Source organism: Streptomyces sp. NBC_00443, assembly GCF_036014175.1.
Classification (GTDB): Bacteria; Actinomycetota; Actinomycetes; order Streptomycetales; family Streptomycetaceae; genus Streptomyces.
The window spans coordinates 7,740,209-7,766,593 of record NZ_CP107917.1; the positions used below are offsets into that span (position 1 = coordinate 7,740,209).

Below are 26,385 nucleotides of genomic sequence, written 5' to 3' on the forward strand. Positions count from 1 at the left end.
CGCTCGTGGCGCGCCCCGGGGTCGTCCACGTCAGTCCAGGAGATTCCGCAACCGTGGCTTCCACGAACGACCTCAAGAACGGCCTGGTGCTCAAGCTCGAAGGCGGCCAGCTCTGGTCCGTTGTCGAGTTCCAGCACGTCAAGCCCGGCAAGGGCCCGGCCTTCGTGCGCACCAAGCTCAAGAACGTGCTCTCCGGCAAGGTCGTCGACAAGACGTTCAACGCCGGCGTCAAGGTCGAGACGGCCACTGTCGACAAGCGCGACATGCAGTTCTCCTACATGGACGGCGAGTACTTCGTCTTCATGGACATGGAGACCTACGACCAGCTCATGGTCGACCGCAAGGCCGTCGGCGACGCCGCCAACTTCCTGATCGAGGGCTTCACGGCCACCGTCGCGCAGCACGAGGGCGAGGTGCTCTTCGTCGAGCTGCCCGCCGCCGTCGAGCTCGTGATCCAGGAGACCGAGCCGGGTGTCCAGGGCGACCGCTCCACCGGTGGCACCAAGCCCGCCACGCTGGAGACCGGCCACCAGATCAACGTGCCGCTCTTCATCACCACCGGTGAGAAGATCAAGGTCGACACCCGCACGAGCGACTACCTCGGCCGGGTGAACAGCTAAATTGGCTGCCCGCAACACGGCCCGCAAGCGCGCCTTCCAGATCCTCTTCGAGGGTGACCAGCGCGACGCAGGAGTCCTGACGGTCCTCGCGGACTGGATCCGGCTCTCCCGGGACGACACCCGGCAGCCGCCGGTGAGCGAGTACACGATGCAGCTGGTCGAGGGCTACGCGCAGCACGCGCGGCGCATCGACGATCTGATCGCTCAGTACGCGGTCGGCTGGACGCTGGACCGGATGCCGGTCGTGGACCGCAACATTTTGCGCCTCGGCGCGTACGAGCTGATCTGGGTCGACGAGACGCCGGACGCCGTTGTGCTGGACGAGATGGTCGCGTTGGCGAAGGAGTTCTCCACGGACGAGTCGCCCTCGTTCGTCAACGGACTCCTCGGCCGGCTCAAGGACCTGAAGCCCTCGCTGCGCCGTGAGGAAGCGTAAGGGTTTCGACCGAAGACGCCGGAGGGCCCGCAGCAAGGTTGCTGCGGGCCCTCCGGCCTCCCTGTGCCACTGGGCCCCTTCAGGCCCGCAGAACGCCGCCGGGGCGGCCGGAACCGCAAAGTTCCGGCCACCCCGGCGGCACGTTTCTTCTCAAGGGGCTCAACGCGTGGAGCGCTCAGCTCTCGTCGGCGTGGGAGACCGCGCGACGCGCGTCCGCGTCCAGCACGCCCCAGCTGATCAGCTGCTCGGTGAGGACCGAGGGGGACTGGTCGTAGATGACGGCGAGTGTGCGCAGGTCGTCCTGGCGGATCGAGAGCACCTTGCCGTTGTAGTCACCGCGCTGCGACTGGATCGTCGCGGCGTACCGCTGCAGGGGCCCCGCCTTCTCGGCCGGTACGTGGGCAAGTCGCTCCAGGTCCAGGACCAGCTTCGGCGGCGGCTCGGCGGCCCCGCCCGGCGTGGTGCCCGGCAGCAGCTCCTGCACCGGAACGCCGTAGAAATCCGCCAGCTCGGCGAGGCGCTGCACGGTCACGGCGCGGTCCCCGCGCTCGTACGAACCGACCACGACGGCCTTCCAGCGGCCCTGGGACTTCTCCTCGACACCGTGAAGGGAAAGGCCCTGCTGGGTGCGGATGGCCCGGAGCTTGGCCCCGAGCTGTTTGGCGTATTCGCTGGACATATAGCTCCCCGGCACTGGGTCGACGCGACGTGGCTTGGGTTCCATGCCGCGCGGTTGGTAACTCACTGTGAGGTTACGCAGCGTTACTCTGGCGCGTCAAGCCGAATGGTCCACACCGACGCTTCCGTGCTATCGGTGACCGATTGGGCCAAGTGGGTGACAAGGGGTGCCTCGGCGGCCTGCTACGGTGGACGACGTAAACCAGACGTCCTTTAAGGTCCGTCCCGTGAGGCGGAGAAGGAGGTCCCTTTCGTATGGACAGGCAACAGGACACGCAAGCGTCCGATGCCCGGCCCGTTCTCGAAGGCCCTGACATCGCGCGGGTGTTGACCCGCATCGCCCACGAGATCGTCGAACGCGCCAAGGGCGCCGACGACGTGGTGCTCCTCGGCATTCCGACCCGAGGTGTCTTCCTCGCCCAGCGGCTCGCCGCCAAGCTCGAGGAGGTCACCGACCGGAAGATCCCGGTCGGTTCGCTCGACATCACCATGTACCGCGACGACCTGCGCATGCACCCGCCGCGCGCGCTGGCCCGCACGGACATCCCCGGTGACGGCATCGACGGCCGGCTGGTCGTCCTCGTCGACGACGTCCTCTTCTCCGGCCGCACCATCCGCGCCGCCCTGGACGCCCTGAACGACATCGGGCGTCCGCGCGCGGTGCAGCTCGCGGTGCTCGTCGACCGAGGCCATCGCGAACTGCCCATCCGCGCCGACTACGTCGGCAAGAACATCCCCACGTCGCTGCGGGAGACGGTCAAGGTCCAGCTCGCCGAGGAGGACGGTCGCGACACCGTACTTCTCGGTGCCAAGCAGACCTCCCAGTAGCGCCCGCGGCGTACGCCGCTGTCGTACGCCCGCTCTGTGCGCCCTCGCGCGCACCCGCCGGGCCCTGCGGGGCCGTGGCACAAGCGGCTACCGCCGCAGGCCCCCGGACACCTCGGACCCTGACTTAACTGCCTTACGGAGCCTGACAGATGCAGCGTCATCTCATCTCGGCCGCCGACCTCACCCGCGACGACGCCGTCCTGATCCTCGACACCGCCGAGGAGATGGCCCGGGTCGCCGACCGGCCGATCAAGAAGTTGCCGACCCTGCGCGGCCGCACCGTCGTGAACCTCTTCTTCGAGGACTCCACGCGCACGCGTATCTCCTTCGAGGCCGCCGAGAAGCGGCTGTCGGCGGACGTCATCAACTTCACCGCCAAGGGATCCAGCGTGTCCAAGGGCGAGTCCCTGAAGGACACCGCCCAGACCCTGGAGGCCATGGGCGTCGACGCCGTCGTCATCCGGCACGGCGCCTCCGGGGCTCCCTACCGCCTCGCCAACTCCGGCTGGATCGACGCCGCCGTCATCAACGCCGGTGACGGCACCCACCAGCACCCCACCCAGGCCCTGCTGGACGCCTTCACCATGCGCCGCCGGCTGGTCGGCCGGGACGCCGGGATCGGACAGGACCTCGACGGCAAGCGCATCACGCTCGTCGGCGACGTCCTGCACAGCCGGGTCGCCCGCTCCAACGTCGACCTGCTGCACACCCTCGGCGCCGAGGTCACCCTGGTCGCGCCGCCGACCCTGGTGCCGGTCGGCGTCGAGACCTGGCCCTGCGAGGTGTCGTACGACCTCGACAGCACGCTGTCCAAGACCGACGCGGTGATGATGCTGCGCGTACAGCGCGAGCGCATGAACGCCGCCTTCTTCCCGACCGAGCGCGAGTACTCGCGGCGCTACGGCCTCGACGGCGACCGCATGGCGCGGATGCCCGAGCACGCGATCGTGATGCACCCCGGTCCGATGGTGCGCGGCATGGAGATCACCGCCGAGGTCGCCGATTCCGACCGCTGCACCGCCATCGAGCAGGTCGCAAACGGAGTCTCCATCCGGATGGCCGTTCTGTACCTGCTGCTGGGCGGAAACGAGCCCGCCGCCACCCACACCCGTACCGAGGAGAAGTAAGACCCATGAGCAAGATCCTGATCCGTGGTGCGAAGGTGCTCGGCGGCGAGCCGCAGGACGTCCTGGTCGACGGCGGGACCATCGCCGAGGTGGGCGCGGGGCTGAGCGCCGAGGGCGCCGAGGTCGTCGAAGCCGCCGGCAAGGTGCTCCTGCCGGGGCTCGTGGACCTGCACACCCACCTGCGCGAGCCCGGACGCGAGGACTCCGAGACCGTCCTGACCGGCACGCGCGCGGCCGCCTCCGGCGGTTTCACGGCCGTCTTCGCCATGGCCAACACCTTCCCGGTCGCCGACACCGCCGGTGTGGTCGAGCAGGTCTACCGCCTCGGCCAGGAGGGCGGCTACTGCGACGTGCAGCCCATCGGCGCCGTCACCGTCGGCCTGGAGGGCAGGAAGCTCGCCGAACTGGGCGCCATGCACGAGTCGGCCGCCGGTGTCACCGTCTTCTCGGACGACGGCAAGTGCGTCGACGACGCCGTGATCATGCGGCGGGCCCTGGAGTACGTGAAGGCCTTCGGCGGCGTCGTCGCCCAGCACGCCCAGGAGCCGCGGCTGACCGAGGGCGCCCAGATGAACGAGGGCGTCGTCTCCGCCGAGCTGGGGCTCGGCGGCTGGCCCGCGGTGGCCGAAGAATCGATCATCGCCCGGGATGTCCTGCTCGCCGAGCACGTCGGCTCCCGCGTCCACATCTGCCACCTGTCGACCGCCGGATCCGTCGAGATCGTGCGCTGGGCCAAGTCCCGCGGCATCGACGTCACCGCCGAGGTCACCCCACACCACCTCCTCCTCACCGACGAGTTGGTCCGCAGCTACAACCCGGTCTACAAGGTGAACCCGCCGCTGCGCACCGAGCGTGACGTGCTGGCGCTGCGCGAGGCGCTCGCCGACGGCACGATCGACATCGTCGCCACCGACCACGCCCCGCACCCGCACGAGGACAAGGACTGCGAGTGGGCCGCCGCCGCCATGGGGATGGTCGGTCTGGAGACCGCGTTGTCAGTGGTGCAGGAGACCATGGTGGACACCGGGCTCCTCACCTGGGCCGGGGTCGCCGAGCGCATGTCCTTCATGCCCGCCCGGATCGGGCAGGCGAAGGGGCACGGCCGTCCCGTCTCGGCTGGTGAGCCCGCCAACCTCACGCTCGTCGACGCGGAATACCGTGGGTCCGTGGACCCCGCGGGCTTCGCCTCGCGCAGCCGCAACACTCCGTACGAGGGGCGTGAGCTGCCGGGCCGTGTGACGCACACGTGGCTCCGGGGCAAGGCCACGCTCGTCGACGGGAAGCTCACGTGACACCTGCAACACTGCTCGCAGCCGGAACCGGACTCGCGGCCGAACAGAAGTCGGCCGACGTGACCGACTGGGCCGCCCGCATCGGCTGGGTCGTCGGACTCGCCCTCTTCGTCGCGCTCGTCTACTGGCTGATGCGCGAGGGCTGGAAGTGGCGCGGCACGCTCCAGGGCGACCTGCCCGAGCTGCCCAGCGCGCCGGACGACCCCGGCCCGGCGAGACTGGGCATGAGCGGCCGCTACCACGGCTCGACCACCGCCGGTCACTGGCTGGACCGCATCGTGGCGCACGGCCTCGGCACCCGCAGCCGGGTCGAGCTCACCCTCACGGAGGCGGGACTGGACGTCGTACGCCCCGGTGCGACCGACTTCTTCGTCCCGGTCGCGCAGCTGCGCGAGGCCCGGCTCGACAAGGGCATCGCCGGCAAGGTCCTGACCGAGGGCGGGCTGCTGGTCGTGACCTGGGCGCACGGCGAACGGCTGATCGACTCCGGCTTCCGCTCGGACCACGCGGCGGAGCACAACGAGTGGGTCGACGTCATTAACTCCATGATCAACACCAACAGCACGGAAGGCGCCGAACGATGACGACCTCCATCCAGGGGACCGCCTCGCGCAGGCACAAGGCGGCTCCCGCCGTACTCGTCCTGGAGGACGGCCGCATGTTCCGCGGCCGTGCCTACGGGGCCGTGGGGGTGACCTTTGGCGAGGCCGTGTTCTCCACCGGCATGACCGGCTACCAGGAGACGCTCACCGACCCGTCGTACCACCGCCAGGTCGTCGTGATGACCGCCCCGCACGTCGGCAACACCGGCGTCAACGACGAGGACCCCGAGTCCAAGCAGATCTGGGTGGCCGGCTACGTCGTGCGCGACCCCGCGCGCGTGCCGTCCAACTGGCGCTCCCGGCGCTCGCTGGACGACGAGCTGCGCCACCAGGGCGTCGTCGGGATCTCCGGCATCGACACCCGCGCGCTGACCCGCCACCTGCGCGAGCGCGGCGCCATGCGCGTCGGCATCTTCTCGGGCAACGCCCTGCCCGATGAGGGCACCATGCTCGCCGAGGTCCGCCAGGCCCCCGAAATGAAGGGCGCCGACCTCTCCGCCGAGGTCGCCACCAAGGAGGCGTACGTCGTCCCTGCGATCGGCGAGAAGAAGTTCACCGTCGCCGCCGTCGACCTCGGCATCAAGGGCATGACGCCGCACCGGATGGCCGAGCGCGGCATCGAGGTGCACGTGCTGCCTGCGAAGGCGACCGCCGAGGACGTCTTCGCCGTGGACCCGGACGGCGTGTTCTTCTCCAACGGCCCCGGCGACCCGGCCACCGCCGACCACCCGGTCTCCGTGATGCAGGCGGTCCTGGAGCGCGGCACTCCGCTGTTCGGCATCTGTTTCGGCAACCAGATCCTGGGCCGCGCGCTCGGCTTCGGCACCTACAAGCTGAAGTACGGCCACCGCGGCATCAACCAGCCGGTGCAGGACCGTACGACCGGCAAGGTCGAGGTCACCGCGCACAACCACGGCTTCGCCGTGGACGCGCCGACCGACCAGGTCTCCGACACCCCCTACGGCCGCGCCGAGGTCTCCCACGTCTGCCTCAACGACAACGTGGTGGAGGGACTCCAGCTCCTCGACCGCCCGGCCTTCAGCGTCCAGTACCACCCCGAAGCGGCAGCCGGCCCGCACGACGCCGCCTACCTGTTCGACCGCTTCGTATCCCTGATGGAGGGCCAGCGTGCCTAAGCGCACCGATATCCAGTCCGTCCTGGTCATCGGCTCCGGCCCGATCGTCATCGGCCAGGCCGCCGAGTTCGACTACTCCGGCACCCAGGCGTGCCGCGTCCTGAAGTCCGAGGGCCTCAGGGTCATCCTCGTGAACTCCAACCCGGCGACGATCATGACCGACCCGGAGATCGCCGACGCCACGTACGTCGAGCCGATCACGCCCGAGTTCGTCGAGAAGATCATCGCCAAGGAGCGGCCGGACGCGCTGCTGCCCACCCTGGGCGGCCAGACGGCCCTCAATACGGCGATCTCGCTGCACGAGGCGGGCACGCTCGAGAAGTACGGCGTCGAGCTGATCGGCGCCAATGTCGAGGCCATCAACAAGGGCGAGGATCGCGACCTCTTCAAGGACGTCGTGGAGGCCGTCCGCGGCAAGATCGGGCACGGCGAGTCCGCCCGCTCGGTCATCTGCCACTCCATGGACGACGTCCTCGCGGGCGTCGAGACGCTCGGCGGCTACCCGGTCGTGGTCCGCCCCTCCTTCACCATGGGCGGTGCCGGCTCCGGCTTCGCGCACAACGAGGAGGAACTGCGCCGCATCGCCGGCCAGGGCCTGACTCTGTCTCCCACCACCGAGGTGCTCCTGGAGGAGTCCATCCTCGGCTGGAAGGAGTACGAGCTGGAGCTGATGCGCGACAAGCACGACAACGTCGTGGTCGTCTGCTCCATCGAGAACTTCGACCCGATGGGTGTGCACACCGGTGACTCGATCACCGTCGCGCCCGCGATGACGCTGACCGACCGCGAGTACCAGACCCTGCGCGACATCGGCATCGCCGTCATCCGCGAGGTCGGCGTCGACACCGGCGGCTGCAACATCCAGTTCGCGGTGAACCCCGAGGACGGCCGGGTCATCGTCATCGAGATGAACCCGCGCGTGTCGCGTTCCTCGGCGCTCGCCTCCAAGGCGACCGGCTTCCCGATCGCCAAGATCGCGGCCAAGCTGGCCGTCGGCTACACGCTCGACGAGATCCCGAACGACATCACGAAGGAGACCCCGGCCTCCTTCGAGCCGACCCTCGACTACGTGGTCGTGAAGGCCCCGCGCTTCGCCTTCGAGAAGTTCCCGCAGGCCGACTCCACGCTGACCACCACCATGAAGTCGGTCGGCGAGGCCATGGCCATCGGCCGCAACTTCACCGAGGCGTTCCAGAAGGCGCTGCGCTCGCTGGAGAAGAAGGGCAGCCAGTTCACGTTCGTCGGCGAGCCCGGCGACAAGACGCTTCTCCTCGAAGAGGCGGTCCGCCCGACCGACGGCCGCATCAACGCCGTCATGCAGGCCATCCGCGCCGGCGCCACGCCCGAGGAGGTCTTCGAGTACACGAAGATCGACCCCTGGTTCGTGGACCAGCTCTTCCTCATCAAGGAGATCGCCGACGAGCTCGCCGAGACCCCGGAGCTGACCCCGGACCTGCTGGCCGAGGCCAAGCGGCACGGCTTCTCCGACGTGCAGATCGCCGAGATCCGCGGACTGCGCGAGGACGTCGTGCGTGAGGTGCGGCACGCGCTGGGCGTCCGCCCGGTCTACAAGACGGTCGACACCTGCGCCGCCGAGTTCGCCGCGCAGACGCCGTACTTCTACTCCTCCTATGACGAGGAGACGGAGGTCGCCTCCCGCGAGAAGCCGGCCGTCATCATCTTGGGCTCCGGTCCCAACCGCATCGGCCAGGGCATCGAGTTCGACTACTCCTGCGTGCACGCCTCCTTCGCGCTGAGCGACGCCGGGTACGAGACGGTGATGGTCAACTGCAACCCGGAGACCGTCTCCACCGACTACGACACCTCCGACCGGCTGTACTTCGAGCCGCTGACGCTGGAGGACGTGCTGGAGATCGTCCACGCGGAGCAGCAGGCCGGCCCCGTCGCGGGTGTCGTCGTGCAGCTCGGTGGCCAGACCCCGCTGGGGCTGGCGCAGGCGCTGAAGGACAACGGCGTGCCGATCGTCGGCACGTCCCCGGAGGCCATCCACGCCGCCGAGGACCGCGGCGCCTTCGGGCGCGTCCTCGCGGAGGCGGGCCTCCCGGCCCCCAAGCACGGCACCGCCACCACGTTCGCCGGCGCCAAGGCCATCGCCGACGAGATCGGCTACCCGGTCCTGGTGCGGCCGTCGTACGTCCTCGGCGGGCGCGGCATGGAGATCGTCTACGACGAGACCCGGCTGGAGGCCTACATCGCCGAGTCGACCGAGATCAGCCCCTCGCGGCCGGTCCTCGTCGACCGGTTCCTGGACGACGCGATCGAGATCGACGTCGACGCGCTCTACGACGGCGAGGAGCTCTACCTCGGCGGCGTCATGGAGCACATCGAGGAGGCCGGCATCCACTCCGGCGACTCGGCGTGCGCCCTGCCGCCGATCACGCTGGGCGGGTTCGACATCAAGCGCCTGAGGGCGTCCACCGAGGCCATCGCCAAGGGCGTCGGCGTGCGCGGCCTGATCAACATCCAGTTCGCGATGGCCGGCGACATCCTGTACGTCCTCGAAGCCAACCCGCGCGCGTCCCGCACGGTCCCCTTCACCTCGAAGGCGACCGCGGTGCCGCTGGCGAAGGCCGCCGCCCGTATCTCGCTCGGCGCGACCATCGCCGATCTGCGGGCCGAGGGGCTGCTTCCGGCGACCGGTGACGGTGGCGAGTTGCCGCTCGACGCGCCGATCTCCGTCAAGGAGGCCGTCATGCCGTGGTCGCGCTTCCGCGACATCCACGGCCGCGGCGTCGACACCGTCCTCGGCCCGGAGATGCGCTCCACCGGCGAGGTCATGGGCATCGACTCAGTCTTCGGCACGGCGTACGCCAAGTCGCAGGCGGGCGCGTACGGTCCGCTGCCGACGAAGGGCCGCGCCTTCATCTCGGTCGCCAACCGCGACAAACGCTCGATGATCTTCCCGGCCCGTGAACTCGTCGCCCACGGCTTCGAGCTGATGGCCACGTCCGGCACCGCCGAGGTCCTCAAGCGCAACGGCATCAACGCCACGGTCGTGCGCAAGCAGTCCGAGGGCACCGGCCCGAACGGCGAGAAGACCATCGTCCAGCTCATCCACGACGGCGAGGTCGACCTCATCGTCAACACGCCGTACGGCACCGGCGGCCGCCTCGACGGATACGACATCCGTACGGCGGCCGTGGCGCGGTCGGTTCCGTGCCTGACGACGGTTCAGGCGCTCGCCGCCGCCGTCCAGGGCATCGACGCCCTCAACCACGGTGACGTGGGCGTCCGTTCACTCCAGGAACACGCGGAACACCTGACCGCGGCCCGCGACTAGCAGCCGACGAGGGGGACACCGGAAACGGTGTCCCCCTTTCATGAGGACACCATGTACAAGATCTTCTTCAATCTCGTCTTCAAACGAATGGACCCCGAGAAGGCCCACTACCTGGCCTTCCGCTGGATCCGCCTCGCCGTCCGCATCCCCGTCCTGCGCACGTTCGTCGCCGCCGCCCTCGCGCCCCGCCACAAGGAACTGCGCACGGAGGCCTTCGGGCTGCGGATGCACGGCCCCTTCGGGCTCGCCGCCGGCTTCGACAAGAACGCGGTCGCCGTCGACGGGATGTCGATGCTGGGCTTCGACCACGTCGAGATCGGCACGGTCACCGGGGAGGCGCAGCCGGGCAACCCCAAGAAGCGGCTGTTCCGCCTCGTGAAGGACCGGGCGCTGATCAACCGCATGGGCTTCAACAACGAGGGCTCGCTGGCCGTCGCGGCCCGCCTGGCCACCCGTACGCCCGTCTTCAGGACCGTCGTGGGCGTCAACATCGGCAAGACCAAGGTAGTCCCGGAGACGGAGGCCGTCGGGGACTACGTGAAGTCGACCGAGCGGCTGGCGCCGTACGCCGACTATCTGGTCGTCAATGTCTCCTCGCCCAACACGCCCGGCCTGCGCAACCTGCAGGCCACCGAGGCGCTGCGGCCCCTTCTGACCGCCGTCCGCGAGGCCGCCGACCGCACGGTGACCACCCGCCGGGTGCCGCTGCTGGTGAAGATCGCACCGGACCTCGCCGACGAGGACGTCGACGCGGTCGCAGACCTGGCCGTCGAGCTCGGCCTGGACGGGATCATCGCCACGAACACCACCATCGCGCGCGAGGGGCTCGGTTTGAAATCCGAACCCCCGCTGGTCAAGGAGACCGGCGGTCTCTCGGGAGCACCCCTGAAGGCACGCTCCCTGGAGGTGCTGCGACGCCTGTACGCGCGCGTGGGCGACCGGATCACCCTCGTGGGCGTCGGGGGCATCGAGAACGCCGAGGACGCCTGGCAGCGGATCCTGGCGGGCGCCACGCTGGTCCAGGGATACAGCGCCTTCATCTACGAGGGGCCCTTCTGGAGCCGCGCCATCCACAAGGGCCTCGCCGCACGCCTTCGCACCAGCCCGTACGACACCCTCGCCGACGCGGTCGGCGCCGACGTCAGGAAGGCAAGGAAGACCGCATGAGTGCTCTGGAACCTTTTGGCGCACGCCTGCGCCGGGCCATGGACGAGCGTGGCCCCCTGTGCGTCGGCATCGACCCGCACGCCTCGCTGCTCGCCGAGTGGGGCCTGGACGACGACGTGGCGGGCCTGGAGCGGTTCAGCCGCACGGTCGTCGAGGCGATGGCCGACCGGGTCGCCGTGCTCAAGCCGCAGAGCGCGTTCTTCGAGCGGTTCGGGTCGCGTGGCGTCGCCGTCCTGGAGAAGTCGGTCGAGGAGGCGCGGGACGCCGGGGCGCTGGTGCTGATGGACGCCAAGCGAGGCGACATCGGCTCGACCATGGCCGCGTACGCCGAGTCCTTCCTCCGCAAGGACTCCCCGCTGTTCTCGGACGCGCTGACCGTCTCGCCGTACCTCGGCTACGGCTCGCTGTCGCCGGCCGTGGCGCTGGCCCGGGAGAGCGGCACCGGCCTGTTCGTGCTCGCCCTGACGTCGAACCCGGAGGGCGGCGAGGTCCAGCACGCGGTCCGCGCGGACGGCCGCAATGTCGGCGCGACGATGCTGGCGCACCTGGCTGCCGAGAACACGGGGGAGGAGCCCATGGGTTCCTTCGGGGCGGTCGTCGGCGCCACGCTCGGTGACCTCTCGTCGTACGACCTCGACATCAACGGTCCCCTCCTCGCGCCCGGCATCGGTGCGCAGGGCGCCACCCCGGCGGATCTCCCCCGGGTCTTCGGGGCCGCGGCGCGCAACGTCGTCCCGAACGTCAGCCGGGGAGTGCTGCGGCACGGGCCCGACGTCGTCGCGCTGCGTGACGCCGCGTCACGCTTCGCCGAAGAGGTCACGGTCGCTGTGTCGGGTGCCTGACCGCCGTCAGGGATGTTCGAACGGCTCGCGCGAGTCCTCCGATGAGTGGCCCGGGCCGGCTTGAGTCTGAATACATCCTCAAATCCGGGGCATTATGTCCTAAATGTCCGGCCTGACGGAGGCTGACCAGGACTTTTCCGCTGTTCTCGCTGACTCTGGCGGACTTGGCCGCTAGTCTCCGACGAGTAGGAGCACCTCCCACGCTCCTGAAGCAGTGGGGGAGAACGGGCAGCGTGTTGCTCGTGCCTCCCCAGGTGTGGGGCGACTAGGTTCCTCACCGGTCCGTATCCGACAGTTCAACATCCGAGGTGACGTAGGCGTGGCTCTTCCGCCCCTTACCCCTGAACAGCGCGCAGCCGCGCTCGAAAAGGCCGCCGCGGCTCGCCGGGAGCGGGCCGAGGTCAAGAATCGACTCAAGCACTCCGGCGCCTCCCTTCACGAGGTCATCAAGCAGGGCCAGGAGAACGACGTCATCGGAAAGATGAAGGTCTCCGCCCTGCTCGAGTCCCTGCCCGGCGTGGGCAAGGTCCGCGCCAAGCAGATCATGGAGCGACTCGGCATCTCCGAGAGCCGCCGCGTGCGTGGCCTCGGCTCGAACCAGATCGCTTCCCTGGAGCGTGAGTTCGGCAGCACGGGCTCCTGATCCGCGTACTTGGGACCGGGAGTCCCGGGCACTCCGGGATTGCTGGAATAATCGCTGCATGAGTGAACGTCCGCGGCTGACCGTGCTCTCCGGCCCCTCCGGGGTCGGCAAGAGCACGGTCGTCGCTCATATGCGCAAGGAACACCCCGAGGTCTGGCTCTCGGTGTCGGCGACGACCCGCAAGCCCCGCCCCGGCGAGCAGCACGGAGTCCACTACTTCTTCGTCACCGACGAAGAGATGGACAAGCTGATCGCCAACGGGGAGCTGCTGGAGTGGGCCGAATTCGCCGGCAACCGCTACGGCACGCCGCGTGCGGCCGTGCTGGAGCGGCTGGAGGCGGGTGAGCCCGTTCTCCTGGAGATCGACCTCCAGGGCGCCCGGCAGGTCAGTGAGTCCATGGCCGACGCCCAGCTGGTGTTCCTGGCTCCCCCTCCTGGGAGGAGCTCGTACGCAGACTCACCGGACGTGGCACCGAGCCGCCCGAGGTGATCGCACGCCGCCTGGACGCGGCGAAGGTCGAGCTGGCGGCCGAGCCCGAGTTCGATGTGACCTTGGTCAACACCTCCGTCGAGGACGTGGCGCGTGAGCTGCTAGCCTTGATGGACGTTGTGTGATCGTGAGTGCTCGTACTGAGTGATCACATCGACTGATTCTTTCCCATCCATCGGAAGGTAGAGCGTGTCCTCTTCCATCTCCGCGCCCGAGGGCATCATCAACCCGCCGATCGACGAGCTCCTCGAGGCAACCGACTCGAAGTACAGCCTCGTGATCTACGCGGCCAAGCGGGCCCGCCAGATCAACGCGTACTACTCGCAGCTCGGCGAGGGCCTCCTCGAGTACGTCGGTCCGCTCGTGGACACCCACGTCCACGAGAAGCCGCTGTCGATCGCCCTGCGCGAGATCAACGCGGGTCTGCTGACGTCCGAGGCCGTCGAGGGCCCGGCGCAGTAAGTAATATCTGCAGCTTGCAGAAGGCTTTTCCACAGGCCCGGCAGCGCGTCTGCCGGGCCTGTGGTGTGTCATGGATGTCGTACGTTTCCGAGGTCCGGGGAGAGACGGTGGACAAGCCGAAGGTCGTTCTGGGGGTCAGCGGCGGCATCGCCGCGTACAAGGCCTGCGAGCTGCTGCGCAGACTCACCGAGTCCGGACATGACGTCCGGGTCGTGCCCACCGCCTCGGCGCTGCACTTCGTCGGCGCCGCCACCTGGTCCGCCCTGTCCGGCAAGCCCGTCTCGACCGAGGTCTGGGACGACGTCCACGAGGTCCCGCACGTCCGCATCGGCCAGCAGGCCGACCTGGTGGTCGTCGCCCCGGCCACGGCCGACACGCTGGCAAAGGCCGCGCACGGCCTCGCCGACGACCTGCTGACCAACACCCTGCTCACCGCCCGCTGCCCGGTGGTGTTCGCCCCCGCCATGCACACCGAGATGTGGGAGCACGCGGCCACCCAGGAGAACGTGGCGACGCTTCGCCGGCGCGGCGCGATCGTCATCGAGCCCGCCGTCGGCCGCCTCACGGGGGTCGACACCGGCAAGGGCCGGCTGCCCGAGCCCGCGGAGATCTTCGAGGTCTGCCGCCGGGTGCTCGCCCGTGGCGTCACCGAGCCCGACCTCGCCGGACGGCACGTCGTCGTCAGCGCCGGCGGTACCCGCGAGCCCCTCGACCCGGTCCGGTTCCTCGGCAACCGCTCCTCCGGCAAGCAGGGCTACGCTCTCGCCCGCACCGCCGCCGCCCGTGGTGCCCGGGTGACGCTGATCGCCGCCAACACCGGGCTGGCCGACCCGGCGGGCGTGGACATCGTCCAGGTCGGCACGGCCGTACAGCTGCGGGAAGCGGTCCTCAAGGCGTCCGCGGACGCCGACGCGGTCGTGATGGCGGCCGCGGTCGCGGACTTCCGCCCGGCGTCGTACGCCACCGGAAAGATCAAGAAGAAGGACGACCACGAGCCGGACCCCATCGTCCTGGTGCGCAATCCGGACATCCTCGCGGAGATCTCGACCGACCGGGCCCGTCCCGGCCAGGTGATCGTCGGGTTCGCCGCCGAGACGGACGACGTGCTGGCAAACGGCCGAAAAAAGCTGGAGCGCAAGGGGTGCGACCTTCTCGTGGTGAACGAGGTGGGCGAGCGCAAGACCTTCGGCTCCGAGGAGAACGAGGCGGTCGTTCTGGGCGCCGACGGCAGCGAGACGCCCGTGCCGTACGGACCCAAGGAAGCCCTGGCCGAAACCGTGTGGGACCTGGTGGCGCGCCGGTTGGGCACACATGGTTGATGCGCTGCGGACTTCGCCCCAGCAGCGCCCGATTCGGGTGTGGCGCCCCTGGCCAAGGGCACATGACATTGGGCAGAATGCCCGTGCCGCAGGTCACAGCCCTCCCGAGAGGCGAGACAGGGGGTCCGTGACCGGACGCGACAGATAAACTGTCCTCGGACGACGCCGGGCGCAGCCCCCGTCCCGTCCAACAATGATCAGCCAGCAGCCGCTGCAACCCCAGGGAGCGTTGTGTCCCGTCGCCTGTTCACCTCGGAGTCTGTCACCGAGGGCCACCCCGACAAGATCGCTGACCAGATCAGCGACACCATTCTTGACGCGCTTCTGCGCGAGGACCCGTCGTCCCGGGTCGCTGTCGAAACCCTGATCACGACCGGCCTGGTGCACGTGGCCGGAGAGGTCACGACCAAGACGTACGCGGACATCGCGACGCTGGTCCGCAACAAGGTCCTCGAGATCGGCTACGACTCCTCGAAGAAGGGCTTCGACGGCGCCTCCTGCGGCATCTCGGTCTCGATCGGCTCGCAGTCGCCGGACATCGCGCAGGGCGTCGACACGGCGTACGAGTCCCGGGTCGAGGGCGACGAGGACGAGCTGGACCGCCAGGGCGCCGGCGACCAGGGCCTGATGTTCGGCTACGCGACGGACGAGACGCCCACGCTGATGCCGCTGCCCATCTTCCTGGCGCACCGTCTGTCCAAGCGCCTCTCCGAGGTCCGCAAGAACGGCACGATCCCCTACCTGCGCCCGGACGGCAAGACGCAGGTCACCATCGAGTACGACGGCGACAAGGCGGTCCGCCTGGACACCGTGGTCGTCTCCTCGCAGCATGCGAGCGACATCGACCTGGACTCGCTCCTCGCCCCCGACATCCGGGAGTTCGTGGTCGAGCCGGAGCTCAAGGCCCTGCTCGACGACGGCATCAAGATCGACACCGAGAACTACCGCCTCCTGGTCAACCCCACCGGCCGCTTCGAGATCGGCGGCCCGATGGGTGACGCGGGTCTGACCGGCCGGAAGATCATCATCGACACGTACGGCGGCATGGCCCGCCACGGCGGCGGCGCGTTCTCCGGCAAGGACCCGTCCAAGGTCGACCGCTCGGCGGCGTACGCGATGCGCTGGGTCGCCAAGAACGTGGTCGCGGCCGGCCTCGCCTCGCGCTGCGAGGTGCAGGTGGCGTACGCGATCGGCAAGGCCGAGCCGGTCGGTCTCTTCGTCGAGACCTTCGGCACGGCCAAGGTCGAGACCGAGAAGATCGAGAAGGCCATCGACGTGGTCTTCGACCTGCGTCCGGCTGCGATCATCCGCGACCTGGACCTGCTCCGCCCGATCTACGCCCAGACCGCCGCCTACGGCCACTTCGGCCGCGAGCTGCCGGAGTTCACCTGGGAGCGGACGGACCGGGTGGACGCGCTGCGTAAGGCAGTGGGTCTGTAAGGCCCGGCTCCACGGGTTTGTCCGAGGCCCGGCGTCCCTGGTGGGGCGCCGGGCCTCGGTGTACCCGCGCCCGTGGGGGAACTCGGGTTCCGGCGGTTGTCAGTGGCGTTTGGTAGGAATGCAGGCGTGAGCAGCGAGAACGAGACCGGTGACGGCGGGGCTCAAGGGGCGTCGCCCGAGCAGCTCGCGCTGATTCGGGACAGTGTGCGCAAGGCGAAGGTCCCGCGGGCCAAGCCGCGGACCTGGCGGGGAGCCGCGCTGGCCAAGGAGCTGCCCGTGGCGCGGGTGCTGGTCGACAAGGGTGTGCTGCATCTCGATCGGTACTTCGACTACGCCGTACCGGAGGAGTTGGACGCCGAGGCGCAGCCCGGGGTGCGGGTGCGGGTGCGGTTCGGAGCCGGGCGGCACCGGGTGCGTGACGGGCGGCGTGAGGGCGGGGGGCTCATCGACGGCTTCCTCGTCGAGCGGCTTGCCGAGTCCGACTACGCCGGGCCGCTGGCGGCACTTGCGCAGGTCGTCTCGCCTGAGCGGGTGCTGAGCGAGGAACTGCTCGGGCTCGCGCGGGCCGTGGCCGACCGCTATGCCGGAGGGCTCGCCGATGTGCTGCAGCTGGCCGTGCCGCCGCGCAGCGCGCGTGCCGAGCAGCGGCCCTCACCGGAGCCGCTCCCGGCGCCCGGCAGGCCTGAGGCGGGGTCCTGGGGGCGGTACGAGCGAGGGGCCGCCTTCTTGGACTCCCTGGCCTCCGGGGGTGCGCCGCGTGCCGTGTGGAACGCTCTGCCCGGCCCCGAGTGGAGCGAGGAGCTGGCCCGGGCCGTCGCGGCGACGCTTGCCTCCGGGCGCGGGGCGCTCGTCGTAGTACCGGACGGGAGAGCTGTTGCCCGGGTCGACGCCGCCCTGACCTCGCTGATGGGCGAGGGCCGGCATGCGGTGCTGACCGCCGATGCCGGGCCCGAGAAGCGGTACCGGGAGTGGCTGGCCGTACGCCGCGGGAGCGTCCGGGCGGTCGTGGGGACGCGGGCCGCCATGTTCGCGCCCGTGCAGGACCTCGGGCTGGTCGCCCTCTGGGACGACGGCGACGACAGCCACAGCGAGCAGCACGCCCCGCAGCCCCATGCGCGTGAAGTGCTGCTGCTCCGGGCCGCGCAGGACAAGTGCGGCTTTCTGCTGGGGAGTTGGAGCTGCACCGTCGAGGCCGCCCAGCTCGTGGAGAGCGGCTGGGCCCGGCCGTTGGTCGCCACCCGGGAGCAGGTGCGCGGCGCGGCTCCCCTCGTACGGACCGTGGGGGACGGGGATCTCGCGCGGGACGAGGCCGCGCGGGCCGCTCGGCTGCCCACGCTCGCCTGGCAGGTGGTGCGGGAGGGGCTGCGGCAGGGGCCGGTCCTCGTGCAGGTGCCGCGGCGCGGGTACGTGCCGCGGATGGCCTGTGCGAACTGCCGGGCTCCCGCTCGGTGCCGGCACTGCTCCGGGCCGTTGGAGGCGCAGGGCTCCGGGGCCGAGCTGCGGTGTGGGTGGTGCGGGCGGGACGAAGGGGCCTGGCACTGTCCGGAGTGCGGGGCGTTCCGGCTGCGGGCTCAGGTGGTGGGGGCGCGGCGGACCGCCGAGGAGCTGGGGCGGGCCTTTCCCGCTGTGCCGGTGCGGACCTCCGGGCGCGAGCATGTACTGGACACCGTGCCGGGCACACCCTCGCTGGTCGTGAGCACGCCGGGGGCCGAGCCCGTCGCCGAGGGCGGGTATGCGGCGGCGCTGCTGCTGGACGGCTGGGCCATGCTCGGGCGGCCCGACCTGCGGGCGGGGGAGGACGCACTGCGGCGGTGGATTGCCGCCGCTTCACTGGTACGGCCGCAGGGCGCCGGGGGGACCGTGGTCGTGGTCGCCGAGCCCACGCTGCGGCCCGTGCAGGCGCTGGTGCGGTGGGACCCTGTCGGGCATGCGGTGCGGGAACTCGGCGAGCGAGCCGAGCTGGGGTTTCCGCCGGTGTCCCGGATGGCCTCCGTGGCCGGGCCGGGAGAGGCGGTGGCAGAGTTTCTCCGTACCACCGAACTGCCCCCGGATGCCGAGGTGTTGGGGCCCGTGCCGGTGCCCGTCACGGCGGTGGGACGCCCGCGGCGGGTAGGGGGTCCGCCGCCAGGGGAGCACTGGGACCGGGCGCTGATCCGGGTTCCGCCGGGAAGCGGGGCGGCGCTGGCGTCCGCGCTGAAGGCCGCGCAGGCGGCGCGGATGGCGCGCGGGGCTGCGGAGATCGCGGTGCGGATTCGAATCGATCCGCCTGACATTGGATGACCTCGGTGCTGCCTGGTGCCTTGCGGTGCCGCGCAGGGCCTGGGCAGGTATGCCTCTGCCCTCCCGGGTGCGCATCGGGAGGGCAGAGTGAGGTGGGGGCAGTCGCGGCGTCAGCCGTTGCGAGGGCCGGGGAACACCGTGGGCCTGGCCTCGTCGCGCAGGCCGGGGCTGCCTGCCGTCGGCTGCGTCGGCATGGAACGGGCCGCGGGGACCGTCGGCACCGGAGGGAGAGCGGTGGTGACGTTGACCGTCCGGCCGGCCGGCTCGGTCGTCCGCTCGGCCTCGGCCGCCGCCTGGGTGGCGGCGCGGCGCGCGCCGTAGCGACGGTGGACCGCCTGCTTGGTGACGCCGAGGGCGGAACCCACCGCGTCCCACGAGAAGCCGAGTGAGCGGTCGAAGTCCACGGCTGCCGTGACCAGGGTTTCGACGCTGTCCCGCAGCTCCTGGGCGAGACGGACCGTCGGGGCGGGGCGCGTCCGTAGACGACGAAGCCCGTGGACGGGCCGGAGCGGCGCGGGCGGTAGACGTTGCCCAGTTGGGCGGTGAGCGTGCGCAGTGCGTCCACCTGCCGGCGGACCCGCTCGATGTCCCGCACCAGCAAGTGCAGGCTGGCCCGAGCCTGGGCGTCGTGGGTTGCGTGGTCGGCCATGAACAAGCCTCTCGAACCGGCGTTGAAAAGGAAGGGGCCGCGGATACGGCGGGTGCGGCCCGTTGTGGTCAACTCTTTCTTGACCAACGCGGGAGCGCTCCGCGGGTCACGCAGTGGGGGCGTATGGGCATATGCCTACGCCCCTGGGTGGGGGTACGCGCCTCGATGTCCGGGCCTTCGGCCTCGGGTGTCTGCCGTCCCTCCTCCCCCGGCCCGTGGCGAATTCCTTCGTGGCGCCGCCGACGTGAGCCCTCCTCACACCCGCACATAGAATTGTGTGCTGCCCCAACCAACCCCGTCCGAGAGGCCCGTGCCCACCCATGAAGCTTGTCTTCGCCGGTACCCCCGAGGTCGCCGTTCCCGCTCTGGACGCTCTGATCGCCTCCGGGCGGCACGAGGTGGCCGCCGTCGTGACGCGGCCCGACGCGCAGGCCGGGCGGGGGCGCAGGATGGTGGCGAGCCCGGTGGCCGAGCGGGCCGAGGAGGCGGGCATCGAGGTGCTCAAGCCCGCCAGGCCGCGCGACCCCGACTTCCTGGAGCGGCTCAGGGAGATCGCGCCCGACTGCTGTCCCGTCGTCGCCTACGGCGCCCTGCTGCCGCGCGTCGCCCTCGACATCCCGGCCCACGGCTGGGTCAACCTGCACTTCTCGCTGCTGCCCGCCTGGCGTGGGGCCGCGCCCGTGCAGCACTCCATCATGGCCGGCGACGAGATCACCGGGGCCTCCACGTTCCTGATCGAGGAGGGGCTCGACTCCGGGCCCGTCTACGGCACCGTCACCGAGGAGATCCGGACCACCGACACCAGCGGCGACCTGCTGACCCGGCTGGCCTTCGCGGGCTCCGGGCTGCTCGCGGCGACCATGGACGGGATCGAGGACGGCACGCTGAAGGCCGTACCGCAGCCGTCCGAAGGGGTCACCCTCGCCCCCAAGGTCAACGTCGAGGACGCCCACATCGACTGGGCCGCCCCCGCCCTGCGCGTCGACCGCGTCGTGCGCGGGTGCACCCCCGCACCGGGCGCCTGGACCACCTTCCGCGGCGAGCGGCTCAAGCTCATCCAGGTGCAGCCGGTGCCCGGGCGGGACGACCTCGCGCCCGGTGCGCTCTCCGTCGGCAAGAACAACGTGTACGTCGGGACCGGGTCGTACGCCGTCGAGCTGCTGTGGGTGCAGGCTCAGGGCAAGAAGCCGATGCGGGCCGCGGACTGGGCGCGGGGCGTGCGGATCGGGGACGGGGAGAGCGTCGGGGAGTGACCGGGCCTACGCCGGGCCGAGGGTGCGACGTAGGCTGGTCGGTACATCTCATCCAGCAATCCGGAGCACCTTTTTCGTGAGCGACACCTCCCGTCGGCCCCGCAAACCCGGCAAGCCCTACCGACGGCCCAAGAAAGACCCCGTCCGCTTCCTCGCCTTCGAGGCACTGCGCGCCGTGGACGAGCGGGACGCGTACGCCAACCTCGTGCTGCCGCCGCTGCTGCGCAAGGCGCGGGAGCAGGGCGACTTCGACGGGCGGGACGCCGCGCTCGCGACCGAGCTGGTGTACGGGACGCTGCGGTGGCAGGGGACGTACGACGCCGTGATCTCCGCGTGTGTGGACCGGCCGCTGCGTGAGGTCGACCCGCCGGTGCTCGATGTGCTCAGCCTGGGCGTGCACCAGCTGCTGGGGACGCGGATTCCCACGCATGCCGCGGTGTCGGCGTCCGTCGAGCTCGCTCGGGTCGTCCTCGGCGACGGGCGGGCGAAGTTCGTGAACGCCGTGCTGCGCAAGGTCGCGCAGGACGACATCGACGGGTGGATCCAGCGGGTCGCGCCGCCGTACGACGACGATCCCGAGGAGCACCTCGCCGTCGTCCACTCGCATCCGCGGTGGGTCGTCTCGGCGCTGTGGGACTCGCTCGGTGGCGGGCGCGCCGGGATCGAGCGGTTGCTGGAGGCCGACAACGAGCGGCCCGAGGTGACGCTCGTCGCGCGGCCGGGGCGGGCCACGACCGAGGAACTCCTTGGTGAGGAGGCCGCGGTGCCGGGGCGTTGGTCGCCCTATGCCGTGCGGCTGGCCGAGGGTGGGGAGCCGGGGGCCATCGAGGCCGTGCGGGACGGCCGGGCGGGGGTCCAGGACGAGGGGTCTCAGCTGGTCGCGCTTGCCCTGGCCAACGCGCCGCTGGACGGGCCCGACGAGAAGTGGCTCGACGGGTGTGCCGGGCCTGGGGGCAAGGCGGCGCTGCTCGGGGCGTTGGCCGCCGAGCGGGGGGCCATGTTGCTTGCCTCCGAGAAGCAGCCGCATCGGGCCGGGCTTGTGGCCAGGGCGCTTGCCGGCAATCCGGGGCCGTATCAGGTCATCGCCGCCGATGGGACGCGGCCGGCCTGGAGGGCGGGGAGCTTCGACCGGGTGCTGGTGGATGTGCCCTGTACGGGGCTGGGGGCGTTGCGGCGGCGGCCGGAGGCTCGGTGGCGGCGGCGGGTGGAGGACCTGGAGGGGTTTGCGCCGCTGCAGCGGGAGTTGTTGCGGGCGGCGTTGGACGCTGTGCGGGTGGGGGGTGTCGTCGGGTACGCCACGTGTTCGCCGCATCTTGCCGAGACTCGGGCTGTCGTGGACGACGTGCTGAAGCAGGGGGGCGCGGGTGAGCTGGTTGATGCGCGGTCCTTGCTGCCGGGGGTGCCGGAGCTGGGGGAGGGGCCTGATGTGCAGTTGTGGCCTCATGTGCATGGGACCGATGCGATGTATTTGGCGGTGATTCGGCGGGTGGGGTGATTTCGCCCCCGCCGCCCCTACCCTTCCCGTCCTTGAAGGGACTCCGCCCCTTCGACCCCGGCCAGGGGCTGCCGCCCCTGGACCGCCGCTTCGGCCTGAACGGCCTCGTCCTCAAACGCCGGACGGGCTGAAATGCCAGGACCGGCGTTGCAAGGCGCCGCTGTATGCCCCCCTCAGCCGCCCCTCCCCGCCACGCCCTCCTCCGGCTCCCGTGCCGCCGCCGCAGCTCCCCCGTCCTCTCGGGCCAGTCGGTGTGGCCACCACACCTTGGGGCCCACGTCCAGGAACAGGGACGTCACCAGGACCGAGCGGACGATGAAGGTGTCCAGGAGGACGCCCAGGGCCACGGCGAAGCCGATTTCGGCGAAGGCGACCATGGGGAGGGTGCCGAGGGCTGCGAACGTGCCGGCGAGGACCAGGCCGGCCGAGGTGATGACGGCGCCTGTGGCGGCGAGGGCGGTGATCACGCCGGGGCGGGTGCCCTGGTGGGCTGCCTCCTCGCGGATGCGGGTGGTGAGGAAGATGTTGTAGTCGATGCCGAGCGCCACCAGGAAGACGAAGACGAACAGCGGGAAGTCGGTCGACTCCCCGGCGTAGTCGAAGATGTGGCGGAAGGCGAGCGCGCTGATGCCGAGGGCTGCCGCGAAGGACAGGATCACCGTGCCCACCAGCAGGAGCGGGGCGATCAGGGCGCGCAGCAGGGCGCAGAGGATCAGGAGCACGACCAGCAGGACCAGCGGGATGATCAGGATGTTGTCGTGCGTCGTCGCCTTGTCCATGTCCAGGAGGGCTGCTGTACCGCCGCCCACCTGGGCGTCGGCGTCCGGCACCGCGTGGACGGCGTCGCGGACCCGCTCGACGGTCTGTTTCGCGGCGTCGCTGTCGGCGGGAGCGGTCATCGTCGCCTCGAAGAGGACCTTGTCTTCGAACGACGGTTTTGTGCCTGGTGGCAGGCCCAGTGAGGTGGGGACGACGCCCTGTGTCTCCGCCACCGCGCGGCCGACCTCCACGGCCTGGGCCTGGTTGCTGACGATGACCAGCGGGTCGCCGCTGCCGGCCGGGAAGTAGCGCGCGGAGACCTCCTGGCCGGTGATCGAGTCCGGCTTGTCGGTGAACGCGTCGGCGTTGCTCAGCCCCTCGGCGCGCAGCTGGATCAGGCCGAGGGAGCAGACCGCGAGGGCGATCGCCGTGACGGCCCAGACCATGCGCGGGCGATGGGAGATACGGCGGCCCATGCGGGCCCAGATGCCCCGCTTGTCCGGGTTCTCGGTGCCCAGGTGCGGGATCACCGGCCAGAAGATCCAGCGGCCGAAGATGACCAGCAGGGCGGGGAACAGGGACATCATCGCGAGCAGGGCCACCGCCACGCCGATCGCGGCCACCGGGCCGAGGCCTCTCGTGGAGTTCATCTCCGCCGCCAGCAGCACCAGCATGCTCAGCACGACGGTCGCACCGGAGGCGATCACCGCCGGGCCGGCGCGGTGCAGGGCAAGGGCCATCGCCTCGTGGCGGTCCTCGTGACGGCGCAGTTCCTCTCTGTAGCGGGCGACGAGCAGGAGCGCGTAGTCCGTGCCCGCGCCGAACACCAGGACCGTGAGGATGCCCGCGCTCTGACCGTTGACGGTCAGGCCCGCGTGTTCCGCCAGGAGATAGATCAGGGCCTGCGCGGTGAACAGGGCGACGATCACGGCGGCGAGGGGGACCAGGAGCAGGGTGGGACTGCGGTAGGTGAGCAGGAGCATGACGATGACGACCACCATCGCCGAGAACAGCAGTGTGGAGTCGATGCCCTCGAAGGCCTCGGAGAAGTCCGCGGAAGTGCCGCCCGGGCCCGTGATGTGCACGGTCAGCCCGCCGCCGCCCTCGCCGACGACGTCCTTGATGGAGTCCACCGCGGGTGCGATGCGCTCCCAGCCCTGCTCGTCCATCGTGATCGGGACCTGCACCTGGGCCGCGCGCGGGTCCAGTTCGCGGTCGAAGACCGGGCCCCGGGTCTCGGCGCCGCGGATGCCGTGGTCGGTGAGCTGCTTGAGCTGCGCCACGTCCTCGGTGATCGCCGCACGGTCCTGTGCCGTCAGGCCGCCGTCGCGGGCGTAGACGACGACCGCAGGGATCTGCTCCGGCCTGAAGTCCTCGGAGATCTCCAGGACTTGGGTGGATTCGGCGGACCCAGGCAGCCAGGAGGCCGCGTCGTTGTCCTGCGCGTCGGTGAGCTTCTGCGCGAACGGTGCTGCCAGGAGCAGCACCGCCAGCCACAGGACGAGCACCACCCACTTGGCGCGTCGTCCACAGACCAGATGGGCGACGCCCCGCTGTCCCGAAGGGGACTGCCCCTTCTCCTGGGTCTGAGTCATGGCCACCCCCGCAGCTCTCCGTGGAGCCGGTCGGCCGCCCAGCATGGCACGCGCGAACCGGACACAACATCCGATGAACGTCTTAGGTCTGTACTGGCGCGAACATTCGTGCTCCGGCATGGCAGTCTTGGGTCATGGCCCCGCAGATCAACCCCAGCATCCTGTCCGCCGACTTCGCCCGCCTCGCGGACGAGGCGAAGGCGGTCGAGGGAGCCGACTTCCTCCACGTCGACGTCATGGACAACCATTTCGTCCCGAACCTCACGCTCGGCGTGCCGGTCGTAGAGTCCCTGGCCCGTGCGACGGACACTCCGCTGGACTGCCATCTGATGATCGAGGCCCCCGATCGGTGGGCGCCCCAGTACATCGAAGCGGGTGCCTCCTCCGTCACCTTCCATATCGAGGCCGCCGCGGCCCCGGTACGGCTTGCTCGGGAGATCCGGGCCAAGGGCGCCCGTGCCTCCATGGCGCTCAAGCCCGCGACGCCCATCGAGCCGTACGAGGATCTGCTCCCCGAACTCGACATGCTGCTGATCATGACGGTCGAGCCGGGTTTCGGTGGTCAGGCGTTTCTCGACATCATGCTTCCGAAGATTCGCCGCACCCGCGAGTTGATCAGCAAGCACGGCCTCGACCTGTGGCTCCAGGTCGACGGCGGTGTCTCGGCCTCGACGATCGAGCGGTGTGCGGAGGCGGGCGCGGACGTCTTCGTCGCCGGTTCGGCGGTGTACGGGGCCGATGACCCGGCCGCGGCGGTCCGTGCGCTGCGCGCGCAGGCGGAGGCGGTGACGAAGTCGGCGGCCTGGGCATGCGACCACTGAGCCAAGGGAACGTGAACGGCGCCCATCAGGGCGGATCAAGAGCGCCGGATCTGCAAGGATGAACGGCGAATCCAGAGTGTGAACAGCAGTGAGGAGATCGCCGTGTCGGGTATGTCGGCGGGCCGGTCAGCCATGCGGATGGGACCCGCTGAGCTGGTGCAGGCGGCGGCCATGGCCCGCCGCTTCTACCTTGAGGGCAAATCCAAGATCCAGATCGCCGAGGAGTTCGGCGTCAGCCGCTTCAAGGTGGCCCGGGTCCTGGAGACCGCTCTCGAACGGGATCTGGTGCGCATCGAGATCCGCGTACCGGCCGAGCTGGACGCCGATCGCTCGGACGCACTGCGCGCCCGGTACGGCCTCCGGCATGCCGTCGTGGTCGAGTCCCCGGCCGAGGCCGAGGAGTCACCCGACCCCGAGAACCTGGGAGAGGTGGCCGCCGAACTGCTCGGCGAGCTGGTGAACGAAGGGGATGTGCTGGGCCTGGCCTGGGGCCGGTCCACCATCCACATGGCCGCGGCCCTGGACCGGCTGCCGCCGTGCACGGTGGTGCAGTTGACGGGCGTGTACGACGCAGGGACCGCCGAGCGCGGTTCGGTCGAGGCGGTGCGCCGCGCCGCCCAGGTGTCCGGCGGCGACGCCCACCCCATCTACGCGCCGATGCTGCTGCCGGACGCGGCCACCGCGGCGGCGCTGCGGCACCAGACCGGAATCGCCCGGGCCTTCGAGTACTTCGACAAGGTCACGGTCGCCTGCGTCTCCATCGGCTCCTGGGAGCCGGGCATCTCGACGGTGCACGACATGCTCAGCGACGAGGAGCGGGCTCATTACGCCTCGCTCGGCGTCGCCGCCGAGATGTCCGCGCACCTCTTCGACGCCGAGGGACGCCGGGTCGGACGGGACCTGGGGGAGCGGTGCATCACGGTCAAGGCCGACCAGCTCCGCCGTATCCCGGAGGTCGTCGCGATCGCCGGCGGGCAGCGCAAGGGGCCCGCGATCGACGCGGTGCTTCGGTCCGGCCTCGTCACCAGCCTGGTGACGGACACGTCGGCGGCGGACTATCTGATGACGGCCGGTCCGACCCCGAAGTCGACGCTCAACAGGACGGATCCGGACGGGCACTGACGGCATGTCAGAAGGGGGTGGCCCAACG

General features: G+C 70.5%; 21 protein-coding genes and 2 pseudogenes. 20 read left to right on the plus strand and 3 right to left on the minus strand.

From position 1 onward, the window contains the following. The first annotated feature begins 53 nt into the window (after window positions 1–53). Both efp and nusB read left to right on the plus strand, forming a co-directional pair. Window positions 54–620, plus strand: a complete 567-nt coding sequence (gene efp / locus OHO27_RS35255; RefSeq protein WP_328428997.1) for an elongation factor P — start codon at window positions 54–56, stop codon at window positions 618–620. 1 nt (window position 621) lies between these two features. Next, window positions 622–1,056: a transcription antitermination factor NusB gene (gene nusB, locus OHO27_RS35260; protein WP_328428998.1), complete on the plus strand. Its 435-nt coding sequence runs from the start codon at window positions 622–624 to the stop codon at window positions 1,054–1,056. 175 nt (window positions 1,057–1,231) lie between these two features. On the opposite strand, the gene bldD is transcribed toward nusB, so the two are convergent. Further along, the gene (bldD, locus tag OHO27_RS35265) at window positions 1,232–1,735 is read right to left on the minus strand and encodes a transcriptional regulator BldD (protein WP_328428999.1); all 504 of its coding nucleotides are present in this window, start codon (window positions 1,733–1,735) and stop codon (window positions 1,232–1,234) included. Between the two features lie 254 nt (window positions 1,736–1,989). Between bldD and pyrR the strand changes: the two genes are divergently transcribed. From pyrR to OHO27_RS35335, 14 genes and pseudogenes are all read left to right on the plus strand, one after another. After that, complete coding sequence (gene pyrR, locus OHO27_RS35270) at window positions 1,990–2,562, plus strand: bifunctional pyr operon transcriptional regulator/uracil phosphoribosyltransferase PyrR (protein WP_328429000.1); 573 nt, start codon at window positions 1,990–1,992, stop codon at window positions 2,560–2,562. A 149-nt stretch (window positions 2,563–2,711) separates the two neighbouring features. Then, window positions 2,712–3,689 carry an aspartate carbamoyltransferase catalytic subunit gene (locus OHO27_RS35275; protein WP_328429001.1) on the plus strand — a complete coding sequence of 326 codons (978 nt, stop codon included), beginning with the start codon at window positions 2,712–2,714 and terminating at the stop codon, window positions 3,687–3,689. Between the two features lie 5 nt (window positions 3,690–3,694). Then, window positions 3,695–4,981, plus strand: a complete 1,287-nt coding sequence (locus OHO27_RS35280; protein WP_328429002.1) for a dihydroorotase — start codon at window positions 3,695–3,697, stop codon at window positions 4,979–4,981. Beyond that, window positions 4,978–5,565: a PH-like domain-containing protein gene (locus OHO27_RS35285; RefSeq protein WP_328429003.1), complete on the plus strand. Its 588-nt coding sequence runs from the start codon at window positions 4,978–4,980 to the stop codon at window positions 5,563–5,565. The genes OHO27_RS35280 and OHO27_RS35285 overlap by 4 nt, the downstream gene beginning before the upstream one ends. After that, window positions 5,562–6,719: a glutamine-hydrolyzing carbamoyl-phosphate synthase small subunit gene (gene carA, locus OHO27_RS35290; RefSeq protein WP_328429004.1), complete on the plus strand. Its 1,158-nt coding sequence runs from the start codon at window positions 5,562–5,564 to the stop codon at window positions 6,717–6,719. Before OHO27_RS35285 ends, carA begins: the two co-directional genes overlap by 4 nt. Then, window positions 6,712–10,020, plus strand: coding sequence for a carbamoyl-phosphate synthase large subunit (gene carB / locus OHO27_RS35295; protein WP_328429005.1), 3,309 nt, complete (start codon window positions 6,712–6,714; stop codon window positions 10,018–10,020). The genes carA and carB overlap by 8 nt, the downstream gene beginning before the upstream one ends. 51 nt (window positions 10,021–10,071) lie before the next feature. Further along, window positions 10,072–11,187, plus strand: coding sequence for a quinone-dependent dihydroorotate dehydrogenase (locus OHO27_RS35300; protein ID WP_328429006.1), 1,116 nt, complete (start codon window positions 10,072–10,074; stop codon window positions 11,185–11,187). Then, window positions 11,184–12,029, plus strand: coding sequence for an orotidine-5'-phosphate decarboxylase (gene pyrF / locus OHO27_RS35305; RefSeq protein ID WP_328429007.1), 846 nt, complete (start codon window positions 11,184–11,186; stop codon window positions 12,027–12,029). Before OHO27_RS35300 ends, pyrF begins: the two co-directional genes overlap by 4 nt. A gap of 319 nt (window positions 12,030–12,348) precedes the next feature. Continuing rightward, window positions 12,349–12,672 (plus strand): integration host factor, encoded by a 324-nt coding sequence (locus OHO27_RS35310; RefSeq protein WP_003977346.1) that lies wholly within the window; start codon window positions 12,349–12,351, stop codon window positions 12,670–12,672. Between the two features lie 58 nt (window positions 12,673–12,730). Further along, window positions 12,731–13,287 (plus strand): annotated as a pseudogene (gmk, locus tag OHO27_RS35315) (guanylate kinase). A gap of 64 nt (window positions 13,288–13,351) precedes the next feature. Beyond that, entirely contained in the window at window positions 13,352–13,624 is a 273-nt protein-coding gene (gene rpoZ / locus OHO27_RS35320) for a DNA-directed RNA polymerase subunit omega (RefSeq protein ID WP_003988945.1), read from the plus strand. 107 nt (window positions 13,625–13,731) lie between these two features. Continuing rightward, complete coding sequence (coaBC, locus tag OHO27_RS35325) at window positions 13,732–14,943, plus strand: bifunctional phosphopantothenoylcysteine decarboxylase/phosphopantothenate--cysteine ligase CoaBC (protein ID WP_328430646.1); 1,212 nt, start codon at window positions 13,732–13,734, stop codon at window positions 14,941–14,943. A gap of 231 nt (window positions 14,944–15,174) precedes the next feature. Beyond that, window positions 15,175–16,383 carry a methionine adenosyltransferase gene (metK, locus tag OHO27_RS35330; protein ID WP_328429008.1) on the plus strand — a complete coding sequence of 403 codons (1,209 nt, stop codon included), beginning with the start codon at window positions 15,175–15,177 and terminating at the stop codon, window positions 16,381–16,383. A 126-nt stretch (window positions 16,384–16,509) separates the two neighbouring features. After that, window positions 16,510–18,663 (plus strand): primosomal protein N', encoded by a 2,154-nt coding sequence (locus tag OHO27_RS35335; protein WP_328429009.1) that lies wholly within the window; start codon window positions 16,510–16,512, stop codon window positions 18,661–18,663. A gap of 110 nt (window positions 18,664–18,773) precedes the next feature. Here OHO27_RS35335 and OHO27_RS35340 read toward each other — a convergent pair. Then, a pseudogene (locus tag OHO27_RS35340) lies at window positions 18,774–19,312 on the minus strand (hypothetical protein). Between the two features lie 320 nt (window positions 19,313–19,632). Between OHO27_RS35340 and fmt the strand changes: the two are divergent. After that, the gene (gene fmt / locus OHO27_RS35345) at window positions 19,633–20,565 is read left to right on the plus strand and encodes a methionyl-tRNA formyltransferase (protein WP_328429010.1); all 933 of its coding nucleotides are present in this window, start codon (window positions 19,633–19,635) and stop codon (window positions 20,563–20,565) included. 76 nt (window positions 20,566–20,641) lie between these two features. After that, window positions 20,642–22,060 carry an RsmB/NOP family class I SAM-dependent RNA methyltransferase gene (locus tag OHO27_RS35350; RefSeq protein ID WP_328429011.1) on the plus strand — a complete coding sequence of 473 codons (1,419 nt, stop codon included), beginning with the start codon at window positions 20,642–20,644 and terminating at the stop codon, window positions 22,058–22,060. Window positions 22,061–22,233: 173 nt separating this feature from the next. Here the strand turns inward: OHO27_RS35350 and OHO27_RS35355 are convergent, their stop codons facing one another. Next, window positions 22,234–24,414, minus strand: coding sequence for an MMPL family transporter (locus OHO27_RS35355; RefSeq protein WP_328429012.1), 2,181 nt, complete (start codon window positions 24,412–24,414; stop codon window positions 22,234–22,236). A 134-nt stretch (window positions 24,415–24,548) separates the two neighbouring features. Here OHO27_RS35355 and rpe point away from each other — a divergent pair, with 134 nt between their 5' ends. Both rpe and OHO27_RS35365 read left to right on the plus strand, forming a co-directional pair. Then, the gene (gene rpe, locus OHO27_RS35360; RefSeq protein ID WP_328429013.1) at window positions 24,549–25,235 is read left to right on the plus strand and encodes a ribulose-phosphate 3-epimerase; all 687 of its coding nucleotides are present in this window, start codon (window positions 24,549–24,551) and stop codon (window positions 25,233–25,235) included. Between the two features lie 78 nt (window positions 25,236–25,313). Beyond that, window positions 25,314–26,357, plus strand: a complete 1,044-nt coding sequence (locus tag OHO27_RS35365; protein WP_328429014.1) for a sugar-binding transcriptional regulator — start codon at window positions 25,314–25,316, stop codon at window positions 26,355–26,357. Window positions 26,358–26,385 lie beyond the last annotated feature (28 nt).